The organism is Vibrio sp. 10N.247.310.23 (genome assembly GCF_041467155.1).
Classification (GTDB): Bacteria; Pseudomonadota; Gammaproteobacteria; order Enterobacterales; family Vibrionaceae; genus Vibrio; species Vibrio crassostreae_C.
The window spans coordinates 1-22267 of the sequence record NZ_JBFSTZ010000043.1; the positions used below are offsets into that span (position 1 = coordinate 1).

Sequence of the window (22267 nt, forward strand, 5' to 3'; positions counted from 1 at the left end):
TAGTCAACGATCCGCTTTCCGTCTTACTGACGCTGACCAGCTGGCAAATCTCCGGCAAAATCTTCATGATATTGAATCAAACCGGACTGATTGTCTTTATGTTGGCCGTCATTGTGTTCCAAGTGTGGTTTGATGTCGCTCAAGAGGGCGAAGACGAGGGTAACAAAGGTTTGCTGAGCATGAACCGCACCGAGGTCAAACTGATGTTGGCCGGATTGGTGTGCTTCTTTGCGGTCATACCCTTGTACCCGGTCAACGTCAACACGCTCGTCATGGATCAAAAAGCCAGCGAATCGTGCGGCGTGGGTATCAGCAGCGGCGCAACCAACAGTGACCAAAGCTCGTTAAATGGGGAATTGGTCCATGCCCCGATATGGTGGGTACTCTGGCACAGTATTTCACAAGGCCTGACCAACGCGGCGGTCTCCTCAGTACCGTGTCACTACGATGTCGAGCGCAGCATGTTGAAACTCTCTCAAATCGACATTCAGAGCGAACAGCTCAGACAAGAGACCCAAGACTTCTACGAGCAGTGTTATACGCGAGCGCGTCTGATGATGAAGGCGGCCGCGCGTAAAGAGCGAGTCACTCAAAACGACTTTGATAACGCCAATTGGATTGGAGGCTCTTATTTCCTTGGTTATAATCTGGCCGCGCCAGAAACCACCTATAATGGCTTACAAGCTGAAAAGATTGTGTTCAACTTCCCTTACAACGCAGAGCGAGACGCTCCGGTGCAACAGAAGTATCGCCGAACAGCGGTTGATACCAGCGCGGCGTACCCAATGTGTGATGAATGGTGGGACAGTACTCAAGGCGGTCGCAGTGATGGCCAACGCGCCGGCTTGTTGTGGCGCTTGTTCAATCACATTGAAGACACCAACCCTGAATTGATTCATGACGTGTTGGACTATGATGGCTTCTTCTCAAAAATCATGGGCTCTGAAGTCACACCGGCCGATAAGGCGAACATGCTGGTTCAGCGCGTGTTGAGTGTTGAAAATCAATCGACCAGTGGACGCATTGTTCGTGGCTATGGCCAGGTGCTTGATAAGTCCCTCGATCACCAAGTCAGAGAAGTATGGAATAGCGCGGCTGGCTGGGCAGGATTACAAATTGGTCATATCTTCACCGGTCCCGCTTACTTCATTGTGCGAGAAGCGATGCCGATGCTGCAGTCTTTGCTGCTCATTGTGGTGGTGATTGCGAGTCCGATTGTCTTAACGGTCAGTAACTATTCGATGATGACGCTGATGTCGTTGTCACTCTCTTATACAGGATTGTTGTTCTTAACGTTTTGGTGGGAGTTGTGTCGAAGCCTAGACAGTAAGCTGTTGGAGGCGGTGTATTCCATGCATGACAACTTTAATCCGATAACCGGCACGATCAACAGCATGGATGATTCGATATTAGCGTTTGTGATGATCACTTTTTACGTGGTAGTGCCCGCGATATGGTTTGGGGTATTAGGTTACGCCAGTTATCGCGTGAATGGGGTGTCGATGGATAGTGCTATGGATCGAGTTCACAAAGTAACGCAAGAGGGTTCAAAAACAATAAGTGGTACTTTAAGTAAACAGTTTAAAGGTTAGTTTTACGCTAGATAAATACCAAGCGTTACTATTTTAATAGTAACGCTTTCTGCCTCTAACATCTTCTTCTAAGCTTTCTTCCATTGCTTCCGATGCCGCCTCACAAAAATTAGCAGCAAATCGTTTCAATCGGTCACCTTGGCCTAGCTCTGAGAAAGCTCTATTTACATCATTAACACTTATAGCTTCCGCTTGAGATATAGCATTACGCTCAGCTTCTACCTCAGCATGTAGACGATCACCTTTTTCTTCTCGGTATGCCTGACGCCATTTTTTCAGGAATGCTAACATTTCGGCCTCTTTTGACTCAATACGGTTAAATTACCATCAGATTACGCCTTTATGCAGGCGGTTGCAAATCGAATATTAAGCTTGACTGATTTTCACACAGGTTACGCCCAATTTTTGTGGATAACTGTTTTAATGTGTTATAAAAACATAATGTTAAGTTGGAATTCGACGAAAAAAACGGAAGGCTAAGTCAACCATGGCAAAGACAATTCACTATGACATTCAGCAAGTTAAAGTTAGAAGCGATAAAGAAAGCGCTCGACTGACCAGTCAGTGGAATCAGGTTCGACAAATCTGTCGTGACAAACCACTCGGAGAGGTCGCGAGAGCAAGATTAGCATTTAACCTTGTCGATTACATCACAAGTGAAGATCTGCCTTTTCGCTTACTTATCACTCGTGCACCACAAGCCATGGCCATCATCGGTGAAGAAACCCGAGTGTATAAAGAACATCGCGTCATTAATGGTAAACAAAGCGGGATGATTTACGCCAAAAGCGAACAAATGCTACCAAGAGAGATCCGCTATACGAATGAGTTTGTGGCAACCCGCTACGTTGATGGGATAAAAACACCACTGTCTGCAACGTCTCTCGTTGATTGCCTCAAGGCTGGAGAGGTCATAACACCACTCGATGGCATTCTGTTTTTAGGCTGTAAGCGCATCGCCAGTGACATAGCGCGCCTTAAAAAACTCGAACCAACCATGAACATCGAAATGAAGCGCATCGAAGTATCAGACAGCTTCACAGGCACGACAAGGAAAATGGCAAGTTACGAATGAATATCGAGGGGTCTGTTATTGCCTTATTCGTCGTGTTTCGTGAGTCTCAAAAATAGTTGTCTTGCATTCTGCAGGTAGGCATACACCAACATAATATTGTTATAGGCGGCTTCTCACATCCTTGTACGTCCCTATAGCTGTACTCAATGCGCTCACTTTAACCCACAGCCCGAAAAGCCGCACAAGTCATTGTGCAAAATCCAATGAACACTTCACAAGCACCAATATCATTGATATCGCGACATTGCTGAGACGCTCGCAAATACTGTGCAGCTGACTGATAATTCAAAGATTAACGGTCGATAATTTCAACTCTGGTTTTTTGTCGTAAGATCAGAAAAATGTCGGGTAAGCGGTGTCCAAGCTTTTGCAAGTGCATGACCATCTTAGACTTATGATGCTCATCTTTCGCCATATCATGGCCAAAATGCACGATTTTACAAAGCCGGGCTTGTTCTGTGTGAGCAAAATTTAACGTCAACTTAAGTAACGCCCGCTCTATCTGACGATAATTATAGGGCTTTGTTGACAGCGTTCTCGCTATGACACTCAACCCTAGATGCATAGCCATCATTCTATCAAGATCACGCTGTATATCAGAACTGTCATCGATGCGGTCCTGGTCATAGAAAGGGATTAAGTGGAGATAAAAGTGAGCAGGTTTGACATCGACTATCAAACGCTGGCGAACCGCCAACGACGAGGCGTTAGGATGGCGCTCTAGAATACGCTCAATACGACGCCTTAACTGGACATCATTGTGTTGACTCATCACGCCTCAAATCAGGGAGTTACGATAAAACCATCTTGCCACACCCCATCTTGTGCTTGACCATGTTTTTTATGATATGCGTCGTATAATGACAAGCACAAATGATAAAAACCTATTGATAATAAAGGCATTTACCATAATGAAAATCACTCTTCCTTATACGTAACATGCCAGCTTTCGCAATAAATTCAGGATGGGAAAGCAAGGAATCATAATCACAGCATGACTTGGTGGCCGTAAAATCTAGGGTATTTATTCTAAATGATTTCTGGACAGAAATCATTTAGATCTTTTACTTAAATTAGTAAAATACGAATAACTTCAAGTATGGGAAATTACGTAACTCAGTGTCCAAAATTGCTGGAGCGGATCAGTCTCACGCTAGAAACAAAATCGTAGAGGCACCCTAGAGTTTATATTTACCCTCTAGGGCTTCTATCTTTATGAGATGAGCTTATTCACCCTAAAGCCCAATCTTGAAAATCGTGGAAACATTGCTAGCAAAGAAGCTCTACCAATGGCCCCTATCCCCCATAAGCCAACTGTAGTGGTCAACAAATTCCGGACACTGACTTAAGCCGATAAAAGAATTTCACCTCTAGTAGCGCCGTAAATGAGAAAGTACATAACCTATTCTTCTCTTGTATTTTTCTCATTCAATACTCCTATCTCCTCACGTCTACAGTCACGTTTTGCATTCAAATTTAAAATGAAACTAATTGCACATATACAAATAGAGCACTACCTTCTTTATAGTCAGAAAGATCAAATTCTGGCTAATTAATTAGTTTTATATATAAGAAATGTAACGACACCGTTGGACTAGGAGAAAAACACATGACAAAAATTCACAACAATGAATTCACTTTCATTATTGAAGGGCTCTCGGAAATTTCTTTTATCGAAAAAGAGCACAAGATAACAAAAGGTCAGCCGTATGAAGGGATTAGCTGTAAAGGGAACACGCTTGTCGTGAAAGCAGGACGACACAACTCAGGTGATGTTGCGAAATGGTTTCTAAATAGCGCTAAAGAGCGCGGGGTAATAGCGAAAACATTCAATGACGAAAAGCCAGAAGCTCTAAACTTTGCAGTGCGTGGAACACTATTACTTCATATAAAAGGGGTTACATACACTTTCGATGACTTCGTTATAGGCCAAGGGCATTTTGAGTTTAACAACAACTGGTGGATTGGCTCTAAAGAAATGTTTGGTGTTACATGGGACAACGTAAACCAACAATATGCTGAGCAGCTAGTTCAAGACTCGTTAAGTGTAGTATCCAGCATCATTACTGAAGACCCAGTAGGTAGCGTTATTGATAGTGCGAAGCTCATCGTCGACGTGCTGAACAAACGTAAAGTGGGCTCTGGAAGCATAGCGGCACGAACGAGTGAATCGACGACCGCTGTTGGGCTATTCTTGTTCCAAATGGACAATTCTCAAACCAATGTAACCATGACTGGCCGCTATTCACACCCTTAGTTTCTCTTCTTGTAGAGTGATGCTTAGCGCTTACCACTTCTAGCCATACTCACTCAAACACACAAACCAAAGACGAACAAATGAGCTTTGGTGATTGGTTCATAACCAAAGCTCAAAAATATTCTATATTGGAGAACAACATGGCTGACGTAAGCACAAAAAACTGGATGAGTGCACTAGACAAAAACTTAACACTGGACAGTATTTCCATGCCGGGGACTCATGATTCAGGGACTCAAAAAGCCCTTAAAGGGGGAGCTAGAACACAAAACTTTGGCATTTATGATCAACTATCGGATGGCATTCGTTTCCTCGACATTCGTGTGAAACCAAACGGTCCAGAACTTGACCCTCTAAATATTTACCATGGTGACTTTAGTTGCGGCATTTCTTTCGGTGATGTTCTAAATGATTGTTTAAAGTTTCTCTCAGAAAACCCAAGTGAATCCGTCGTTATGCTTATGAACGCCGCGACAAACAGTGATAAAGACATTCAAACAAAATTCGATGAATACCTTAAACAAGAGAAGTACAAACATCTATTTTACTTAGAGCCACGAATACCAGCATTGCATGAAGCCCAGAGCAAAATTGTTTTGTTAAGACGTTTTGATGGCGATGAAGGTATCGATCTATCCAATGGGTGGGAAAAGAATGCAACCTTCACTCTGACAACGCCCGAAAACCAAGTGTTCCGAATAGAAGATGAATACCAGCAGCACGATACTCACAAGAAAATGGCTACCGTACACTCCTCAATAAACAGAGCTATGGAGACACCAAATGATAACGCTGTGCATATTACATACAATAGCATCTCACTTGGGGGACACTCACCTTACCAATACGCTTGGGGTGGCGGTTTCGGTAAAGTAGATCCGAAGATGAATCCAGGACTAACGGAATTCTTGGCTGAGCAACAAAAGGGAAAAAGGTTTGGTATTGTTATTCTAGACTTTTACAACAACGAAGAAGGTCATATAGATAACAGAAATGCCGAGCTGATTATCAACGCCAACTCGGGAGTTGACTTGAAAAATAGCGAGTATGCAAGAAGTTCATCTATCATTAAAGAAGACCATTCTTACTTAGTTTAAAGAATGCATGTCAACTACCTAGGTGGAAACAAATACCTTATCCATCTCGTATACTTCTGTTCACCTAGGAGGTCACATCAAGGGGGTGGCTTGTAACCCCCTTGACCAATATGAATCACATCAACACGATTTAAATCATCAGCATATGTTAAGGCCCTATATAACATGTCGGTACAGTTCGAGAATAACACTCTAGTGTCTGACTAATTATTGGACGTGCGACATGAGGTCGTATGCAGCGCTGTCCATCGCGTTAAGAATGGACCATCTGCATCACCAGATGAGCCTAGGAGCCTGAATTAAGTAGCGGCTCTGACAATGTAACGAAGACAAGAAACTATCTTGTCGGGAGCTAAATCGCGAGAGAAGGCTCCTCCTGATAACCACATAAATCGGGTGAGTGCTAGGCAGGTAGTATGGTGAACACACGTGAATCCGTTCAAGGTGCGTTATATTACGAAGCAGCGGAAGTGGTTTATACGCTGTAGCCAAAAGGCACTAAGAGTAGGAAAGAGATTGTCCAATGCTCTTTCGTGATCAACACGCTCTTCGCACCATAGCGGGCACCTAACCTACCATCGCGCTGCATACGGAACATGGTAAGCCTGTATCACTCCCTCTGGGAAAGCCTGTGTGGCCGATAGTGATGCAGGTATAGGAGGTTGGAAAAAGCTAAGGCTGCATTGTAACGATGTAGATACAGACTTGTGTCTGGTCACGAAAGTGAGCCCACTTCCAACTGGTCTCTCGTTGCGAGAGGGTTTGAAGAACTTTATTAAGGAAGAAAAGCAAATGATGATTTCGAATGAGATTAGTGCATCTTCTGACAGTGCACAGTGGCAATCCATTAACTGGAAGGCCGTAGAGGCGAACGTCTTAAAGCTTCAAATGCGTATCGCAAAGGCAACTAGAGACGGTAAACACGGCAAAGCTAAAGCATTGCAGTGGATACTGACTCATTCTCGCTCAGCAGAACTTCTTGCTGTTAAGCGGGTTTCTCAAAATAAAGGCAGTAAAACGCCTGGAATAGACGGCGTTGTCTGGAACACAGACGCGCGTCGTATGAAAGCAGTAAATCAACTGAGTCGGAAAGCTTATCAAGCTAAACCACTCAAGCGTATCTACATCCCCAAAAAGAACGGTAAGCTCAGGCCTCTGGGTATTCCATGCATGATTGATAGAGCCCAACAAGCTCTCCATCTTCTAGCATTAGAACCTGTGTCCGAAACGCTTGCCGACCCTAATAGTTATGGTTTTAGACCAAATCGCAGCACGGCTGACGCAATCGGCCAGTGTTTCATCTGTTTGAGTCAGAAACGGTCAGCACAATGGGTTCTTGAAGGGGACATCAAAGCCTGTTTCGACAAAATTGGGCATCAATGGCTGATGGATAATGTTGCTGTTGATAAACGTATGTTGAAGCAATGGCTAAAGTCTGGCTTTGTAGACAAAGGGCTGTTTTACGACACCGACGAAGGCACGCCTCAAGGCGGAATTATATCCCCCACCTTGATGTTGATGACGTTATCGGGTCTCGAACAGCGCATTAAATCTACCGCGCTTAAGAAAGGCGCAAGAGCTAACTTTATTGGATATGCCGACGATTTCGTCGTCACCTGCGCTTCAAAGGAAGTGTTGGAGAACGATATCAAACCACTGATTGCTGACTTCTTAGCGGTACGAGGCTTAACGTTATCCGAAGAGAAAACGCACATTACTCACATCAACGACGGTTTTGACTTCCTTGGGTTCAACCATAGGAAGTACAAAGGAAAACTGCTCATCAAACCGAGCAAGGCCAATACGTTGACGTTCCTAAGTAACTTGCGCGGACTCATCAAAAAGCACGTTACCCTACCGGTGAACGACCTTATCAAACTGATTAACCCAAAGCTTAGAGGGTGGTCGAACTATTATCGCCACTGCGTAGCTAAGCAGGTATTCAGTTATGTCGGTCACAAACTATTTCAAGCGTTATGGCATTGGGCTAAAAGGCGACATCCAACAAAATCTAAAACTTGGATCGCCTTGAAATACTTCATCAACCGAAAAGGCCAATGGCAGTTTCACGGTTGGCAGAAGATAAAGGATATGGATTGCCAGTTTAATCTTTTCCAAATAGCTAAAGTGCCGATAGAAAGACATGTGAAGATCCGAAGCGCAGTGACACCTTTCGACCCTCAATACCAAGAATACTTGGGAAAGAGAAAACACAAAAGGCTAGCTCGTAATTCTTGGATTAAACCTGCTCTCACTGCTTTATAAGTTGCTGGGTATCATTTGATGCCTTTGTAGAGGCTTGAGCCTAGTGCAGTGAAAGTTGCACGCTGGGTTCTTAGGGAGACGGCACTTGGTAACAAGTGTCGTCCACCCGACAAAAACGCGTTAAACTCAAAACTCTAATTCACTTAACTGATATTAGAAAAAGGTATGCGCCCCATGAACCCACGGGGCGATGTTGTTAATGTTTGAAGTTCCAAGGTAGGAGCGCATCGATATCAGGCTCTGCTTTCGCTAGCTCTTTCATGCACTTGACCATGTAGTCGTAGAGGATAAGGCCGTTGGCTTTCGCAGTCTCGACGATGCTGTAAAGCATCGCACTCGCGTCAGCGCCATTTGCAGTGGTCGAGAACAACCAGTTCTTCCTGCCAATGACCAGCGGTTTAATTGCGCGTTCAGCTCGATTGTTATCGATAGATAAATGACCATCATCGATATAGCGGATAAGTTTCGGCCATTGGCCGAGCGTGTATTTTATCGCCTTGCCCAGCGGGCTAGACGCTAGTACTTGTTGAGTCGTCATCCACTCGTAAAGCTCATCCAGTATCGGCTTGGCATGCAGTTGACGTTTTGCTCTTCGTGTTTCGACACTCGCACCTTTTAAGTGGGATTCTATCCCATAGAGCTTCTGGATTTTAGCCAGCGCTTTATCTGCTTTGCCTGACTTACCTTTACCTTGAAGCTTCTTAGCATCCATGAACTTACGCCGTGCATGCGCCAAGCAGCCAACATTGGTGACTTGTTGAAGACCATCATAGGCAGCATAGCCATCGGTTTGCAGATAACCACTGTAACCCCCCAAGAAGGCAACAGGGCATGCCCTCGCGCGACTGTTTTGATAGTCGTACAAGGCGATATTCTTTACATTCGACAGTGCAGCGTCGGGCGAGTCTGCGCCCGAGCAGTAGAGCCACATATAACACTGTTTATCTTCTTTGAGGACATTGAGCGGCGTTTCATCCGCCTGTCGGCAGACATTAAAGTTTGAAACTGTGACACTAAAGTTTGAAACTGTACCACTAAAGTTGACCGGGTTTTTGTTATGGCAAGATCAAAGTACGTTTTAACTGAAAAGCAAATCATCAAGCGGATAAATGAAGGCCGAGGTGCAGGAAGGCTTTCTGACTATAAGCCGTGGCTGTATGTTAATGAGGTCCCTTCGGAAGGCCGATCTCAAAGAGTCTACTCCCACCTAACGGGTCGGATTCATCATGTACTATCGGACCTTGAGTTCGCAGTCTTTCTCCTTCTAGACCATAACCCTTCGGTAACAGATATTCGTGAGCAGTTTCCACTCAACAGGGATGATACTCTCAATATTTCCAAGGAAGGTCAGCTTTGGCACCCTTCTCAAGGAGGGGTAAACCTTGTAATGTCCTCAGATTTTTTGGTTAACACCACTTCTAAAACTCAGCCAAAGTTTGCTATTCAAGCAAAGTACTCCAAAGATTTAAAAGACCCAAGAACCATTGAAAAACTTGAAATAGAACGCCGTTATTGGCAGCTAAAAAAAATCCCCTGGTTCCTCGTAACAGATAAAGAGATAGACAAAACAGTCGTATCTAATATTGAGTGGTTATATGGAGTTAAGGGCTACTTTGATGAAGTAATAACGGATGAGCTATCGCTTACGTTTGAGCATATCAGTGCTTATTTTGTTCAACACGCAGAAAGAAAAGTCGTTGATCTGTGTAAAGAGTATGACATGGCATACCAGCAAGAACTTGGTCGGTCGCTTTATGATATTCGTTTAATGTGTGCAGCAAGGCTTATAACGTTCGATATTCGTTTACCATTTCATAGTTTGAAAGCGAAAGAAATTGCGTTTAGAAGCGAATCTTTGTTTGGGGGGCATTGTAATGTGGCCAGTTAATGAAACTCTAGAGTTTGACGGTAAGGCTTACCGCGTGCTTTTTACCGAGACAAGTTACTTCTATTGGATTGCTATTGATGAGGATAAAGGTTTACCGGAAAGAGTCTATTTTGATGAATGCCGCAACTGGGTCGATGAAGGGCGTATAGAAAAAATTCCTGACCCGTACTCATACCTCCAAGGTGAGAGTTGGAATCAAGAGTCTAGCAATTATTTGGAAAGTCAACGTAACTATGAATTGATCAAGCCTATTGTTGAAGGTGAAGGGGCATTCGACAAGCGAGTTCGAGCAAGCAGGCTTAAACTGGCTATGGTCGAGTCGGGGAAGGGAAAGCCGACAATCTATCGACTATTGAGGCGCTATTGGCAGCGAGGACAAATGAAAAATTCCCTTTTGCCTGATTATAAAAATTCAGGAGCGGCTGGAAAGAGAAGAAACTTCACAACCAATAAAGCCGGTCAAACTAGGGTTTACGGTCTCGGTGATGGCAAACCAGTCACTGAAGAAATCAGAAAACAGTTCCGAATTATTTGTGATAAATATTTGATGAATGATAAAGGGTACTCCGTTGCTTATGCACATAGGAAGTTTTCCAAAGCATATAAGTTAAAGAACCCAGATGTTGAAGAGCATGAAATTCCTACACTCCGCCAATTTAGATATTTCAACAAAACCGAGTATAGCAAGGTCACAAAGCTTACCGTTCAAACACCTCGAGGAAATTACAATAAAGATGTTAGGCCACTACATGGAACTGCAACCGAGCAAGCTTTAGGCCCAGGGAGTCGATATGAGATTGATGCCACCATTGCAGATATTTACTTGGTCGATGATGACGATGCAGACAAGGCAATCGGTCGGCCGACGATTTATATGGTCATCGATGTTTTTAGTCGTATGGTTGCAGGGTTTTATATTGGTTTCGATAACCCATCTTTCCCCGTTGCAATGAAAGCACTGATATGCAGCTTTAGCGGCAAAATAGAAACTTGCGCAAAATATGGTATCGATATTTCAGAAGAACAGTGGCCATGCATAGGTATTCCCGATGTGTTGCTGGCTGATCGTGGTGAATTGATGAGCCACCAAGCAAATTATTTGGTTGATGCTATTGGTGTTCGCCTTGAAAGTGCCCCACCTCGAAGAGGTGATGCTAAAGGCATTGTCGAGAGATCATTTGGTACGTTGCAGGCTAAGTCCAAGCCCTATATGCCAGGTGTCGTAACTGGTAACAAGGTTAAGAAGCATGGTGAAAGAGATTATAGAGTTGAAGCTGCTGTGGCGAAATCAGACTTTATTGAAATACTGCTCTATTCAATACTTGCTCACAACTTAAACAAACCATTGGATAAGTACGACCGCGCTCCTGATATGCCAGAAAGCCTTCCATCGATCCCTATTGAGCTTTGGAGGTGGGGCCTACAGAATCGTACTGGGCGTTTACGAGCTATTGATACGGATATTGCAAAAATACTGCTGTTACCTCGTCAAAAAGTCACTGTATCTGAATTGGGCATAAAGTTATGGGTGTAGTGGCATAGTTAATTTGGCCACCTAGTTAGAGAGGTGATATCATCACCTCATAAGTTAACAGGTGACACTATGACGAAATGTACAAGAAGCTTTGTCAGGATGTCTTCGGTTAAGAGTTTACTAACTCTACCGCTTCGCGAGTAAGGCGTGCAAGCTCTTCCCACTCTCCCGCTTCAATCAGCTTTTTGTCTACCATCCAAGTACCACCACATGCAAGAACGCGTGGAACCGCTAGGTAGTCTTTGATGTTTTTCGGGGTAACACCGCCAGTAGGCATAATGTGAACGTCTCCGTATGGTGCAAGTAGAGATTTCACCATGTTAACGCCTCCAGATGCTTCTGCTGGGAAGAACTTAAGTGTTGTTAGACCCATCTCTAGTGCTGCTTCAATCGCGCTTGGGTTGTTTACGCCCGGTACGATGTCGATACCAATTTCTTGACAAGCTTTTACAGTGTTCGGATTGAAACCTGGAGATACGATGAACGTTGCGCCTGCTTCTTTTGCTGCAATTACTTGTTCTTTGTTTAGAACAGTACCCGCACCAATAAGCATGTCTGGTTGTGCTTCGCGAAGCAGACGAATAGCTTCTACAGCAGCATCAGAACGGAAGGTGATTTCTGCTGCTGGAAGACCGTTCTCTGCCAGAACTTTACCCAGAGGGATGATGTCTTCCGCTATGTCGATAGCGATAACTGGGATAACTTTAAGCACTTTTAGCTGCTCGTTGGTAGTAGACATGATAAATCCTTACTTATAGTGCTGTTCTAATATTGATATTGAGAATTTGTGGACAGAGCTAGACTATAAAGCTTGCTCCATCTTCAGCGGAGGAGACGTTCTTCCTTGCTGATTCAAATAACTTACGTCCCCAAGTTTTTTGGGCTGCTTCTGTGTCTACAGTTGATGCATGCCGGTTACTCATATCTGCAAGGTTCTCAACAACACCTGAATGACAATTAATTCTTATAATATCTTCATTTCGAATTAATCCGACACCTCCACCTCTAGTAGCTTCTGGAGACATATGAATGACAGAGGGGACTTTACCCGACGCCCCTGATAATCGCCCGTCGGTTAATAGAGCTATTTTGTATCCACTTTTTTGCAGGTTACCTAGAATAGGCATCAACTTATGTAGCTCAGGCATACCGTTGGCTGCCGGTCCATTGTGAGTGACCACAACAACGCAATCTTTTGTTAGCTCTCCGTTTTTATAGGCTCTCTCTACGTCGTGCTGAGAAGTAAATACAACGGCTGGTGCTTCTATCTCATAATGTTCTTCTGATACCGCAGAGACTTTCACGACGCCTCGACCAAGGTTTCCAGATAACAGTTTAAGGCCGCCTGTTTGGCTAAAAACTTCGCCACTTGCAGCAATGACGTCAGGGTTCAAACTGCCCTCTGAGGACTTCCAGAGCAATTGGTCATTTTCAATGACGGGAAATGTTAGTTGAGATTCGAAGTTTCCGAAGGTCGTTAAGACATCTTGATGAAGTAAGCTTTGCTCATTCAATCGCTTAAGCAGTGCCGGAACGCCTCCAGCAGACTGGAAGGCATTCATATCCATTTGACCATTGGGATAGACATTGACAAGTAATGGAATCACTTCTGATAGTTCATCAATATCATCCCAGTTGAGTTCTATACCTGCTGATTTAGCTAAGGCCACCATATGGATGGTATGGTTTGTACTTCCTCCAGAAGCGAGCAGAGCAACGACGCCATTAATTATATTTTTCTCGGTAATGACTTGGTAAAGAGGGCGGTATGATGGAGAACCAAGTGTTCTGGATACGATTTGTCTGGTTGCCGTATCGGTAAGTCTTTCTCTCAATTCTGAGTTTGGATGGGTAAAAGCGGAGCCAGGCAGCATCAGTCCCATTGCTTCAAATACAAGTTGATTGGTGTTAGCGGTGCCATAAAACGTACATGTACCTGCGGAATGGTAAGACTTGCACTCCATTTCAAGTAGTTCGTCTTTTCCGATTTTATTTGCGGCAAACTTTTGTCTTACGTCTACTTTTTCTTCATTGCTAATCCCAGTAGCCATTAATCCCGATGGAATAAATGCAGTGGGTAAATGAGCGAAAGATAGTGCCCCCATAAGCATCCCTGGGGCAATTTTGTCACATACTCCAAGTAGGAGAGTTGCGTCGTAGACATTGTGGCTAAGTGATATCGCAGTAGACTGCGCGATTAGATCTCGAGAGAAAAGCGATAAGTCCATACCGCTTTGACCTTGAGTGATCCCATCACACATTGCCGGCACCCCTCCAGCAACTTGAGCGGTGTGTCCTGAGGTGGACAAAACTTTCTTAATGGATGTTGGATAACCTTGATATGGATGATGAGCAGAAACCATATCATTGTACGAGGTGACAATAGCAACATTCGCTTGAGTAAAGTTCATGAAGTTGCTTTTATCTTGTTGCGAGCAAGCTGCTATAGCGTGAGCTAAATTGCCACAGGATAAGTTGGTTCGATTCTTTCCTGTTTTCGCTTGCTCTTCACTGTACTTTAAGAATTCCCGTCTGGTTGCTTTGCTCTTATTAATAAGCCGATTAGTTACTTCTATGACTTTATTGTTCATTCAAGATAACTCCTCGATTAATTAAACTGGTGACGCAAGTATCGAGTAACTTTGGTATGGACTGATCGATGCTTACGGTAATCACATCGTGCTCACCCACTGGCTTCTCTAGAACTGCAAATTGGCTATCAACCATCTTTGGCTTCATGTAGTGTCCTTCACGAAGAGCAATTCTTTTCTTAATAAGCTCTTTGCTACCATCAAGAAAAATAAAGGTTACATTCGTGTTCCCGTGTCGGATTTGATCTCGATATTGCTTTTTCAGAGCAGAGCAGACTAAAACCATCTTCTCTTCCTTAATTTCCACACTGAAAATTGCATCATTGACTCTTTTCAGCCAAGGGGCGCGATCGTGATCGGTTAATGGTTGCCCAGAAGCCATCTTTAAAACGTTCTCTTTTGGGTGAAGGTCATCCCCGTCAATAAACTTAGTATTTAACCGGTTGGCTAAATATTCACCAATGGTTGATTTTCCTGAAGAGGAAACACCCATAACTACTATGCTAAATCCACTCATAAATCCCCCTTTATTAAGCTATACCACACCAAGCTATCAATGTTATTGGTAACATGATACCCGTAACGGTGATTTTTGTCGAAACTTGATTAATTTTGTGATGTAAGTATTAATTTTAGATGGGGGGGATCATTGTGCTACTTGTATTAACTGCTTTCCCCTTGGGTCAAAGTAAAGCCGAGATCATAGAACTTTTTATCAATAAACTTTCCTTCGACTTTATCTAGCAATAGTTCTGCTGAGGTTTGGCCAATTTCATAACGGGGGGTATATACGCTAGTTAACTTTGGCGAGATGGCTTGCCCAATGTCGAGAGCATTATATCCGATGATAGAAATGTCGTTTGGAACATCGATTCCTTTTTCTGCACACGCAAGAATAACACCAATCGCTATATCATCATTGGTACAAAAAATAGCGTCTAGATCAGGGCATTCTATTAATGCTCGTTCTAACAACTCTCGACCTAGAGTGAAGCTAGAGTGGCTTGAGGTAAGAAAGTGATACTTTTGCAAACCAGCATCAAGGATTGCTCTATCATAGCCCTCCATACGATACTTAGTTCTATTATCAAGGCGAGCCCCAAAGTAGCCTATCTTACTTTTTCCTTTTATTATTAATGATTTAACAGCGTGCCTAGCTGCTGATTTATGGTCGAGGCCCACCACTATATCTATTGGATTGTCAGTTAACTCCATGGCTTCAACAATAGGTATCCCAGCTGTTTCTAACATTTTTAGTGTTCGGGCTGTATGGGTTGTCCCAGTTAAAATTACCCCATCTACTTGGTAGGAAAGTAATGTGGCTATTCTTCTTTCTTCAATTTCGTCTGAATAACTGTAATGAGAAAGAAGAACTTCATACCCACGTTTGTTGGTGATTGACTCTATACCATGAACAAAACTAGAGAACACTTGGTTAGATAGGGAAGGGAGTAAAACGCCAATTGATTTACTAGAGGATTTAGAAAGCATTGCTGGGGCTCTATTGTGGATGTATCCCTGCTCTTCAATTGCTTTAGCTATCTTCTCTCTTGTTCGCTCTGCCACTAAATTTGGGTCTCTCAAGTAACGGCTCACAGTCATTTTCGTAACGTTTACTTGATCCGCAATATCTTGCAAAGAGGGTCTGGATTTTCTTTTAGGCGTCACCATATTTATCTCCATATATAGTCTTTGATATTTTGTTACAGTAACATAATAACGTTCGGGAAATCCAATCTAATACGCATTTCTACCAAAGCGTTTCCTTATCGAATTGATCGTTCATTAGTATGTGATCGACTTCAACTTCTGTTTTATTTTACCTACCTGACACAGAATTATAAAAAAAATCTCTTTTATAACAGCCACTTGGCTTTATTGCTATTGTGAAATCTCCATATTAATAACAATGTTTCTTATGATCAAGAACACACTTTCATTATTCAGTGTTTGTATTAATTAATGCTGTCGATAAACTGAAATTAAAAGTTACCAGTAACATTTGTTGTAACGCTTACAAATACTTAAACTCTCATTAGGAGTTATTATGGAAGTTTTAAATAATGCGGTAGTTTTCACTACAAAAGTACTTGAAAAACTGCTGATTTTTCTCATGTGGATAATGGTTGCTGCGGTTGTTTGGCAGGTGTTCACTAGGTTTGTGATTAACTCTCCATCAACATTTACGGATGAACTTAGCCGATACCTTATGCAATGGGTCGGGATACTAGGAGGAGCTTATGTTTATGCTCTTAAGCGACACCTAGCTATTGAGATTTTAGTAACGAAGCTTTCTATTAAGCATCAATACGTACTAGCAATAATCATAAATAGCATTGTATTAATTTTTGCTTTTGTTGTGCTTATTTATGGTGGAACAAATGTAGTTCAGACAACACTTAAATTTAATCAAGTATCTCCAAGTTTAGTATTTTTTGGTTCTAACTTACCTATGGGCTATGTATATCTATCAGCCCCAATATCTGGACTGATTATTGCGATTTGCTCGGTTAATGACACCTTACAAAATATGAGAAATGTTCTTAATCTAAAAGGGGACAAATAATGACTCTGATGGATATATTGCTCACTGAAAACTATATAGCAAACATGCCAGATTTCATGTACGAGCTTTTACCTGTATTAATGCTTTTTGGCGCTCTATTTGTATTTTTAGTTATAGGTTTACCTATCGCTTTTGCAATTGGGTTTTCGTCTCTTCTTACAATATTCTTAAACTTCCCAATTGATAAGGCTGCAGTATTAACATCACAAAAGTTACTTGGTGGCTTGGATAATTTTGGATTACTAGCACTGCCGTTTTTTATATTTGCTGGTAATCTAATGAACTCCGGAGGAATTGCAAAACGCTTAATTAATTTTGCGATGTTGCTTGGTGGAAAGTTACCTGGTGCATTATGTCATGTAAACGTCATCGCCAATATGATGTTTGGTTCGCTATCAGGATCTGCAACAGCATCCGCGGCAGCAGTGGGTGGACTAATGGGGCCAATGCAGGATGAAAAGAAATACCCTAAAGGTTTTTCTAGTGCTGTAAACATTGCATCTTGTCCGTCAGGTTTACTTATCCCACCATCAAATGTTCTTATTCTGTATGCACTAGTAAGTACAAGCTCTGTTCAATATTTATTCCTGGCCGGCTATGTTCCTGGAATAATTATGGGGCTATGTGTTATGGCTGGTATATATATATTTGGTCGTAAGTTTGGTGTTCCAAATGAAACTATCACATTAGACCAACCAGTACTCAAAACAATACTTGATGCTATTCCTAGTCTCATGATGTTGGTTATTATTATGGGTGGTATCGTTGGTGGTGTATTTACAGCTACTGAAGCATCCGCTATCGCAGTTGTTTATAGTTTAATTCTAGGTTTTGTATATCGAGAAATTAAGATAAAAGACCTATCTAGAATTGTTCTTGATAGCGTAATAATTACAGCCATTGTTTTATTTATGATTTCAACATCTAGTGCGATGTCTTGGGCCATGGCTTACTCTGATATTCCAGCATTTATAGCTAACTTTGTGCTGAATTTCTCAGATAACCCAATTGCAATACTTATTCTAATTAACATTATATTTTTGGTTGTTGGTACATTTATGGACATGTCTCCTGCAATCCTAATATTTACACCAATTATGCTACCTATTGCCGGATTTATTGGCATGGATCCAATCCACTTTGGAGTAATGATGGTGTTTAACTTATCTATCGGTATTTGTACACCTCCTGTTGGAACTGCCTTATTCGTGGGTTGTAGCGTATCAGACACAAAACTAGGAGAAGTCGTACCGAAGTTAATTCCGTTATACATGCTGATTATTGTAGGTCTAACGGTAGTCGTTGCTTTCCCTAGTCTAACCATGTGGTTGCCAAGGCTAGCGGGCTACACAGGTTAAAGGAATATACAATGAAAAAATCAATATTAGCTCTATCTGTTGCAGTATTATCTTCATCGGTTGCATTTAATGCTTCAGCAAAACTATTGAAACTAGCGCATGCTATGCCTCTAGATCATCCTGTTCACCAGTCACTTACTTGGTTTGCAGACGAGGTGAGCAAGCAAACTAAGCACCGTGTTAAGATCTACCCCAATGCAACATTAGGTGGTGAAGAAGCAACTCTACAAATGCTTCAAAACGGTACTCTTGCATTTACAAAAGTTGGTGGCGGCTTAACGGCATCCTTCTCGGAGCAATACAATGTATTGTCTCTTCCTTATCTTTATAAAGATGAAGCAGACTCTAAACGCATCTTACGAGGTCCTGTTGGTCAGGGTATCTTAGAGTCATCGAAAAAAGACGGTTTTGTAGGTTTAGCATTCCTATCTAGTGGTTCTCGTGGTTTCTACTCAAATACTAAAATTGAAAAGGCAAGTGATGTTAAAGGCCTGAAGATTCGAGTACAAAACTCTCCAATTGATATAGACACAATGAAAGCATTGGAAGGTAGCCCGGTACCTATTTCATCTACCGAAGTATATTCAGCTCTACAGCAAGGTGTTGTGGATGGTGCAGAGAACAACATTCCGACTTACTTTGCAAACCGTCACTATGAAGTTGCGAAATACTACACTGAAGATCACCATACGATGATCCCAGATATTTTGGCTGTATCAACGGAAACATGGCAGCAATTGTCTGAAGAAGATCGAGATACTATTAGCAAAATTTCGGTAGGTCTACTTGATGTTCAAGATCGCTACTGGGATGAATATGTAGAAAAAGCGAAAGCTGAAATTATTAAGAATGGTGGTGAAATTGTAGAAGCAGACATCGCTACGTTCCAAGACAAAGTGCAACCGGTTTACAAAAAGTTTGCACGAGAAAATCCACAATTAGAAGAGCTAATTAATGCTCTACAAACATACTAGGAGCAATATCATGGGAAAATTAAAAGGCAAGAAAGTACTGCTTACAGGTGGTGAGCAAGGTATCGGTTTTAATACTGCTCAAGCTCTTATTGAAGCAGGGTGTGATATCTATATTCACTACTTTAGTGGAACTGAAGGGCCAGAAAAATTATCGCTCATAGCACAAGAACGTGGGCAAAAAGCAATGTTTGGTTATGCAAACCTCACTAACAATGTAGAGACTGCTAAATGTGTTGAGGAGGCCGCTGAGTTTTTGGGAGGGATTGATATCTTGATCAACAATGTTGGTGGCATCGTTGCACGCAAATGGCTTGGAGAAATTGAACCTGAGTACTGGCAAACCGTTATTGATGTAAATATGACGACTATGTTGAACGTGACACAATCAGCCCTCCCTTATCTAAAGGAAAATACTGAAGGTGCAAGTATTGTCAATTTAGCATCTTTGGCGGGACGTTCGGGTGGACACGCAGGCTCACTAACTTACTCAATGACTAAGGGTGCAGTTCTAACATGGACTCGTTCATTAGCCGCTGAGCTGGGTGAACATGGTATTCGTGTAAATGCGGTTGCACCAGGACTCATCTTGGGTACTCGCTTCCATAATCAGCACACAACGAAAGAGTCTGCTGAAAATACTGTAAAAGGAATCCCATTGGGCCGCGCAGGTGACCCAGATGATGTGGCAAGAGCTATCACTTATTTAGCTTCAGAGTATGATGGCTTTATCTCAGGGATTACTCTTGATATCAATGGTGGTGTTTACCGAATGTAAGTCATTGATAATTGTTGATGGCTTAGGGGCGCAATGTTATAGCGCCCCAATTATTTTGAGGAAAATATCTATGATCAAATCAAAAATTATCCACCCTGAACTACTTGGTATTCTTGCTAAATGTGGCCACAAGACCCAGATCTTAATAGCCGATGCAAACTATTCTTTTGTAACTAATTCCAGTGATAGTACTGAGATTATTTATCTGAACTTTGCAAAAGACATGCTGCCAGCGACGGCTGTCCTATCTGGTATTGTCGAGCTGATTAATGTTGAGTCAACTGCGATGATGGCGTGGCCACAAGATTTTGATAATACAATCCAATCTGAATATTTAAATATTCTAGAAGATGGTGTTGAGATGAACTTATTGGAACGCGCAGATTTTTACTCAGCTGTAAAATCCGATGATACCTTGCTAGTAGTAGCGACTGGGGAAACTCGTCGTTTTGCCAACTTGCTTTTAACAGTTGGCCCCGTAATTTCATAGTCTTTTACTATCCTAAACAGAAGTCTTGATGTTTTAGCTTAAACAAGCTGGCGTCGCCAGTTTGTCTGGGCGTTGTTGAAGTGTACATTAGGCAAAGGTAAACTTTTTAAAAGTTTCAAACTTTATTGTTATATTTTTTGTGCTGAAGGTGGTTGCATCAATTTAGTTTCAATCTTTATTGTCACTTTTTATCTATAGCACTATGTAGTAATAGGCTCTACATGAAAGAAAAGTTTTAAACTTTAATGTCCGCCGACAACGCCTGAACCACCACTTGTTGAAGTAAATGCTCTTTTAAGGCGGCATAGAGGGGTTTGAAATTATCACTGACTTGGATAACCCACCTTGCCATCGTGGTTCGTGATAGCTCGATACCCGACTGGGTAAACAGCGACTCTTGGCGGTACAGTGGCATTGCGTATTGATATTTGCCAAGGATGATGTTGGCCAACAAGCTTTCTGTGGCAAAGCTTTTAGGGATGAGGCTCTGGGGCGCAGGTTTTTGAACGATACGGCTGTTGTCTTCAGTTTGCTCACACTGACGACAAGCATATTTAGGACGAACATATTCCAGCACTTTGAGCACAGCTGGTGAGAACTCAAGTTTCTCACTGCGGTCTTCACCGATTTTATGCAAACTATGTTGGCAGCAAGCGCACTGCTTTTCATGGTCGTCTAAATCGAGTTCGATAACTTCACGAGGCAAGGTCTTTGGAAGGGGGTTGCGTTTACCACGTTTCTTCGTTGTGGTGGTCACCGTGACCTCAACCTCTTCTTCCTTAGCGGCTTTACACTCCACTTCGTTGAATAGGTCACCTTGCGATTCATCGTAAGGCTTTAATGCTTCCGAGCGTTTCGCGAACTGACGGTCGAAGGCCAGCTTGAGCTGCTCGAGTAGCGACTGGCGCTCTTGTTTCCATTGGGTTTCTGACGCCAACAGCGTTTTTACCATAGCTTGTAGCTCGGCAACATCTTGACTGTTTGGGTTGATATCTGGCGTCTTTTTCATGGCCTTGATTATACTAAAATCATGCCGTTAACGCTTGGTATATCAGGCTTTAGTATCGATTAAGTCATTGTAAAATCGTTTATTTGAACGGGTTTATGGCCGATAATCGTGAAGCCTGAAAGCAGTCTATCAAGCTCGAATTGAGTCAGGGTAAACACTTCATTTTTCTCTTTTGTAGGCCATTTATACTTGGCTTTTTCAAGGCGTTTATACCAAAGCGCAAAGCCTGTTTTATCCCAGTACAGCACTTTGATTTTGTCGCGCTGTTTGTTGGTGAACAAGAACAGTGCACCACTTCCTAAAGGTAAGTCCGTGTCACTTTCGATAATCGCTGCGAGGCCATTGATGGACTTTCTAAAATCGACACTCTCACGATACAGATAAATCTCTGGTGCGCTGAGCATGCGTTTCATGATAGCGCCCCGATAAGTTCTGCCAGGTAGGCAGCGGGCGTGCCTTGAGGAATACTCAGCTCCACATCATTGATGAGAAGTGTCATATTAGCGGTGGCTATTTGAGCTTGATATTTCGTTGTCTTTTCGACGACCTCTGCTCGTACAAAGCCTTGAGAGACATCCGCTTTTTTGAGTTGCTGGCGCTTAGCATAAAACGTTGAGGGGTTGAGTTCATTGAGCTTACAAAATGCAAGCGTTGACAATGAACTCGATTCAGACTGCTCGGATAAGTGTTTGCCATTCTTGATTAGTGTGTCGTTTCCCCATTTCAAATCTCCTTATGGTCGGAGACTTGATCTTATTCTTCGCGCTAGGCGATTAGAATGCGGGGTTTATGACGC

The 22267-nt window shown here is 42.6% G+C and carries 19 protein-coding genes and 3 pseudogenes; 12 read left to right on the forward strand and 10 right to left on the reverse strand.

Annotated elements, in window-relative coordinates:
- Nucleotides 1-1592 (forward strand): conjugal transfer protein TraG N-terminal domain-containing protein (locus AB6D93_RS22315; protein WP_372159193.1); only part of this gene is annotated, 1592 nt, incomplete at its 5' end.
- Nucleotides 1593-1625: 33 nt separating this feature from the next.
- On the opposite strand, the gene AB6D93_RS22320 is transcribed toward AB6D93_RS22315, so the two are convergent.
- On the reverse strand, nt 1626-1883 hold the full coding sequence (locus AB6D93_RS22320; RefSeq protein WP_371722044.1) for a hypothetical protein: 258 nt from the start codon (nt 1881-1883) through the stop codon (nt 1626-1628).
- A gap of 196 nt (nt 1884-2079) precedes the next feature.
- On the opposite strand from AB6D93_RS22320, the gene AB6D93_RS22325 reads away from it, so the two are divergent.
- On the forward strand, nt 2080-2667 hold the full coding sequence (locus AB6D93_RS22325; protein WP_372127260.1) for a hypothetical protein: 588 nt from the start codon (nt 2080-2082) through the stop codon (nt 2665-2667).
- 292 nt (nt 2668-2959) lie between these two features.
- On the opposite strand, the gene AB6D93_RS22330 is transcribed toward AB6D93_RS22325, so the two are convergent.
- The gene (locus tag AB6D93_RS22330) at nt 2960-3439 is read right to left on the reverse strand and encodes a hypothetical protein (RefSeq protein ID WP_371722041.1); all 480 of its coding nucleotides are present in this window, start codon (nt 3437-3439) and stop codon (nt 2960-2962) included.
- An 837-nt stretch (nt 3440-4276) separates the two neighbouring features.
- Between AB6D93_RS22330 and AB6D93_RS22335 the strand changes: the two genes are divergently transcribed.
- The 3 genes from AB6D93_RS22335 to ltrA all read left to right on the forward strand — a co-directional run bounded on the left by AB6D93_RS22335 (nt 4277) and on the right by ltrA (nt 8286).
- Entirely contained in the window at nt 4277-4924 is a 648-nt protein-coding gene (locus tag AB6D93_RS22335) for a hypothetical protein (protein ID WP_017085359.1), read from the forward strand.
- Nucleotides 4925-5004: 80 nt separating this feature from the next.
- Complete coding sequence (locus tag AB6D93_RS22340; RefSeq protein WP_372127261.1) at nt 5005-6021, forward strand: phosphatidylinositol-specific phospholipase C; 1017 nt, start codon at nt 5005-5007, stop codon at nt 6019-6021.
- A gap of 792 nt (nt 6022-6813) precedes the next feature.
- A complete protein-coding gene (gene ltrA / locus AB6D93_RS22345; protein WP_372159195.1) occupies nt 6814-8286 on the forward strand; it encodes a group II intron reverse transcriptase/maturase in 1473 nt (490 codons plus the stop codon).
- A 196-nt stretch (nt 8287-8482) separates the two neighbouring features.
- Here the strand turns inward: ltrA and tnpC are convergent.
- Nucleotides 8483-9268 (reverse strand): annotated as a pseudogene (gene tnpC / locus AB6D93_RS22350) (IS66 family transposase); the annotation flags it as partial.
- 75 nt (nt 9269-9343) lie between these two features.
- Between tnpC and AB6D93_RS22355 the strand changes: the two are divergent.
- Nucleotides 9344-10174 (forward strand): TnsA endonuclease N-terminal domain-containing protein, encoded by an 831-nt coding sequence (locus AB6D93_RS22355; protein WP_154724071.1) that lies wholly within the window; start codon nt 9344-9346, stop codon nt 10172-10174.
- Entirely contained in the window at nt 10161-11708 is a 1548-nt protein-coding gene (locus tag AB6D93_RS22360) for a transposase (RefSeq protein WP_372127245.1), read from the forward strand. Before AB6D93_RS22355 ends, AB6D93_RS22360 begins: the two co-directional genes overlap by 14 nt.
- 109 nt (nt 11709-11817) lie before the next feature.
- Here the strand turns inward: AB6D93_RS22360 and AB6D93_RS22365 are convergent, their stop codons facing one another.
- The 4 genes from AB6D93_RS22365 to AB6D93_RS22380 all read right to left on the reverse strand — a co-directional run bounded on the left by AB6D93_RS22365 (nt 11818) and on the right by AB6D93_RS22380 (nt 15970).
- Nucleotides 11818-12447 carry a bifunctional 4-hydroxy-2-oxoglutarate aldolase/2-dehydro-3-deoxy-phosphogluconate aldolase gene (locus AB6D93_RS22365; protein WP_154724077.1) on the reverse strand — a complete coding sequence of 210 codons (630 nt, stop codon included), beginning with the start codon at nt 12445-12447 and terminating at the stop codon, nt 11818-11820.
- A 58-nt stretch (nt 12448-12505) separates the two neighbouring features.
- The gene (edd, locus tag AB6D93_RS22370; RefSeq protein ID WP_154724078.1) at nt 12506-14299 is read right to left on the reverse strand and encodes a phosphogluconate dehydratase; all 1794 of its coding nucleotides are present in this window, start codon (nt 14297-14299) and stop codon (nt 12506-12508) included.
- A complete protein-coding gene (locus AB6D93_RS22375) occupies nt 14289-14816 on the reverse strand; it encodes a gluconokinase (RefSeq protein ID WP_154724079.1) in 528 nt (175 codons plus the stop codon). The genes edd and AB6D93_RS22375 overlap by 11 nt, the downstream gene beginning before the upstream one ends.
- A gap of 146 nt (nt 14817-14962) precedes the next feature.
- Nucleotides 14963-15970, reverse strand: coding sequence for a substrate-binding domain-containing protein (locus AB6D93_RS22380; protein ID WP_372050001.1), 1008 nt, complete (start codon nt 15968-15970; stop codon nt 14963-14965).
- A gap of 376 nt (nt 15971-16346) precedes the next feature.
- Here AB6D93_RS22380 and AB6D93_RS22385 point away from each other — a divergent pair, with 376 nt between their 5' ends.
- The 5 genes from AB6D93_RS22385 to AB6D93_RS22405 all read left to right on the forward strand — a co-directional run bounded on the left by AB6D93_RS22385 (nt 16347) and on the right by AB6D93_RS22405 (nt 20462).
- Complete coding sequence (locus AB6D93_RS22385; protein WP_154724081.1) at nt 16347-16865, forward strand: TRAP transporter small permease; 519 nt, start codon at nt 16347-16349, stop codon at nt 16863-16865.
- 56 nt (nt 16866-16921) lie between these two features.
- Entirely contained in the window at nt 16922-18223 is a 1302-nt protein-coding gene (locus tag AB6D93_RS22390; protein ID WP_235612589.1) for a TRAP transporter large permease, read from the forward strand.
- 11 nt (nt 18224-18234) lie between these two features.
- The gene (locus AB6D93_RS22395; protein WP_372050000.1) at nt 18235-19197 is read left to right on the forward strand and encodes a TRAP transporter substrate-binding protein; all 963 of its coding nucleotides are present in this window, start codon (nt 18235-18237) and stop codon (nt 19195-19197) included.
- A 10-nt stretch (nt 19198-19207) separates the two neighbouring features.
- Nucleotides 19208-19972 carry an SDR family NAD(P)-dependent oxidoreductase gene (locus AB6D93_RS22400; protein WP_154724084.1) on the forward strand — a complete coding sequence of 255 codons (765 nt, stop codon included), beginning with the start codon at nt 19208-19210 and terminating at the stop codon, nt 19970-19972.
- A 70-nt stretch (nt 19973-20042) separates the two neighbouring features.
- A complete protein-coding gene (locus tag AB6D93_RS22405) occupies nt 20043-20462 on the forward strand; it encodes an RbsD/FucU family protein (RefSeq protein ID WP_154724085.1) in 420 nt (139 codons plus the stop codon).
- Between the two features lie 238 nt (nt 20463-20700).
- Here AB6D93_RS22405 and AB6D93_RS22410 read toward each other — a convergent pair.
- From AB6D93_RS22410 to tnpA, 3 genes and pseudogenes are all read right to left on the reverse strand, one after another.
- Nucleotides 20701-21471, reverse strand: a pseudogene (locus tag AB6D93_RS22410) (transposase); the annotation flags it as partial.
- A 59-nt stretch (nt 21472-21530) separates the two neighbouring features.
- Nucleotides 21531-21884, reverse strand: a complete 354-nt coding sequence (gene tnpB, locus AB6D93_RS22415; protein WP_372127246.1) for an IS66 family insertion sequence element accessory protein TnpB — start codon at nt 21882-21884, stop codon at nt 21531-21533.
- Nucleotides 21881-22193: pseudogene (gene tnpA, locus AB6D93_RS22420) on the reverse strand (IS66 family insertion sequence element accessory protein TnpA). The gene tnpB and the pseudogene tnpA overlap by 4 nt, the downstream one beginning before the upstream one ends.
- Between the last annotated feature and the right edge of the window lie 74 nt (nt 22194-22267).